At 59.6% G+C, this 2,856-nt stretch carries 1 protein-coding gene and 1 pseudogene; both read right to left on the reverse strand.

Annotated elements, in window-relative coordinates; translation table 11 throughout:
* Positions 1-476: pseudogene (locus AC1D1Z_RS35895) on the reverse strand (DUF1998 domain-containing protein); the annotation flags it as partial.
* Positions 460-2,856 (reverse strand): helicase (locus AC1D1Z_RS35900; protein ID WP_477853569.1); only part of this gene is annotated, 2,397 nt, incomplete at its 5' end. The gene AC1D1Z_RS35900 and the pseudogene AC1D1Z_RS35895, both read right to left, overlap by 17 nt.

Consider the following 2,856-nt stretch of genomic DNA (forward strand, 5'->3'; position numbering starts at 1 on the left):
TGACCGTTCCGACAAGCGAGTACAAAACGCACCGGAGTCGTCGGAACACCCTTGCCATGTGCTTTGCACTCAAGCCGGTTTCCATCGGGGGAAAGCTCGAATGGCTCGCCCTGTGTTCCGATACGGTGACATTGGGGACATTCATGCCACTGAGGAAACCGAATCGCAGGCATCGAACTGCGCGCTTCCACTTGCCCTCCCGCAAGTTCTGCAGCCACAGGTGGCAATCTGAAGTGTTCGACTCCCAGCTGCGCAGCGAGCCTGGCCTCGTGAACGATCAGGGAAGGTGATCGCGTGGCAGCGTCCAGATCATCCAGCCCCATCGGCATGAATGACCCTTTTTCCAGATCAACGATCGCGCCGATTCCATAAGTGGAGATCAGCTGCGATCGGCGAACTTTTCCCAGTGGCTCCACGCCGACGGGCGCGGAAGCACTTGGGGATCGCGCCGAGTACTTCTTACTGTGTGTCGCCATCTRGCACCTCCTTCTTCTTGGAGATCGTTTTCAGAACGAACGCCGAAGAGGGCTCGACCTCCCGCATCGTGTTCGGTGTCGGCCACGATAGCGTTCCCACCCTGCCACCGTCTTCGGCAGAACTCATCAGATGCGGCGCGGTCTTGCCGAAAGGCGCCCTGCGCTCCCAGTATCGGAGACGCATCCCGGTCGTTCTCGCCTCATGACTGCGTCGCGCCCACTCCGAGACGATTGCACGAATGTCTTCTTCGGTTTCCTCACCCTCCGCGTCGCCAACCGCATCGCGCACTCGTTGAGCGATGCTGCCTAGCAGGGCGACGACACCTGGATCATCCGCGTGGAATCGAATCGCGTCATCATCGCCGGACATGCCCGGCACCAAGTGGCGCACCGCAGATATCACTGCAGCGTGGAGTGCCTTGTCGCGCGCGCGCGGAGCCCTGGGAGTCACGCTCGTTGCCTCGACGTTCCGGTACAGCGCATCGTGATATGGCTGGAAGTGCTCGAAATGAGAAACATCTCTCGGTCTCCCAAAGTTGTACAAAGTGAACACCAAGCCCGGGATGCCACGCCCCACCCGACTGCTCGCCTGGATATATTCGGCAGTCGACTTGGGCTGCCCGTTCACCACCATAAGACCCAGCCGCGGAACGTCGACCCCGACGGAGATCATGTTCGACGCCAGTACGTTGTCCGGTGGAGGTGCATATTGGAACGGATCTGCATGGAACTGAGCCAGAGTGGTCGAGACTTGTTGCAGCAACTGCGGGAGTTCTCTGGACGACCGCCTGCTACTGAGCTCCATCGGTGGCTCCCGAAAGTCTCGCCTAGCGACGCTCAAGCGGCCGGCAAGGAAGCGCATTTGTCGTGGCACGTCATCCTGCACCAAGACATCGGCGCCCCCGAGTTCACGCAAGCTGTTGAAATAGCACACACATGTCCAATACGCATCCCGTGTTGCGTCGTCAAGATGCTCACGTTCGGTCAGAGCGGCGATGCTTTGCGAAAGCGCCGCTACGAGAGCCTGCAACGCGAACTTGGGGCTTCGACCGGCAGTCGATATGCCCACATACAGGCGATCCGGCCCAACGGAATCGCGGACAGCAAAGAAGGAGTCGCCTGCATCGAAGCCTGGAGGCGGGAACTGGAGAACGCTCCGGTCAAAGAGTGCTCTTACCTGGCTTGCCGCTCTTCCGATCGTCGCCGTAGATCCGATGATCTTTGGCCGAACCGGCCCCCTCGAACACAACAGGTCGATGGCCGCCTCGTATAACCCTGCCATCGAGCCAAGTGGTCCGGAAATGAGGTGCAATTCATCCTGGATGATCAGTCCGGGCGGCAAGCCACCATCCAGACCGAAAATGGAGCGCAGATCGCCTCGACGAGGGATCTGGGCAAACTTATCCACCGTTCCGATCAGTAGCGATGGGGGGTTGGCGTAGATGACTTCGTCGACAGTCAGCACTGGCAAGGGATGACCACGGGTCGCGCATTCCTTTGCCTCGCAAACAATGTCGATTCGTGCATGGGTGGCATGCGGTCGGTAAGCTGTGGCGGCCAAATCCGATCCGCATACAGGGCAACGCAGAAGCTGGCGCGGTGTGGACCTGGGGTTCTGCCTGGCACGCTCTTCCTCCAACGCCTTGAGCGCGTCCTTCATCGAATTCGGTGTCGCCTCCTTGCCCACATACAACCCGATACTGATTGTCGCAGCACCCAGCCTCGTGTCTTCACGGCGGATTGCATCGCATGCGGAGATCAGGGCGGCCGCGCGTTGAAACTGCTGCACAGTAAGGAGGCGCAGCGTGTACCGCATCAAGACATCTACCCCGCCCTGTTCGCGCCGCTGCGTGTCAGTGAGCCTTCTGAGAAATATCTGATAGGCAGTCAGTGCGAGGTACGCTTCGGTCTTGCCGCCTCCGGTGGGAAACCAGAGTAAATCCATGAACTCTCGATCGTCGAGCTCGGGATCGGTCAACCCCGGAAGTACCAACAGCACATATGCGAGCTGGAAAGGTCGCCAGACCAATGGTGGGACGTTCTTCCCCTTGGCTGGGTAGGTAGCCTGACGATCCATCGCGGAGTTCGCCAGCGTGAACGCCGCCCATGCCTCGTCGTTTCCGCGCAGGAATTTCACGCCATCCTCAATCCGGTCTGCGGTGGACAAACACCGATCAAGATTACTCTGCGCCGCAGCGGCGAGAGGTGGGTGAAAGTTGCCCAGTCGCGGCTCCAACGTCTCCTTGATCCATTGTCGGTAGCAGTCGGCGAATGCCATCAACGAATCGGTTACCGGGCCTCGTCGAGCCTCGTCAGAGAGAAAGCGCGCAGTGAGCGCATCTGGCCATTTCGTCCGGAAATCAACGAGCATCCGATGCCC

It is taken from the genome of Rhizobium sp. P1_E1 (genome assembly GCF_056406015.1).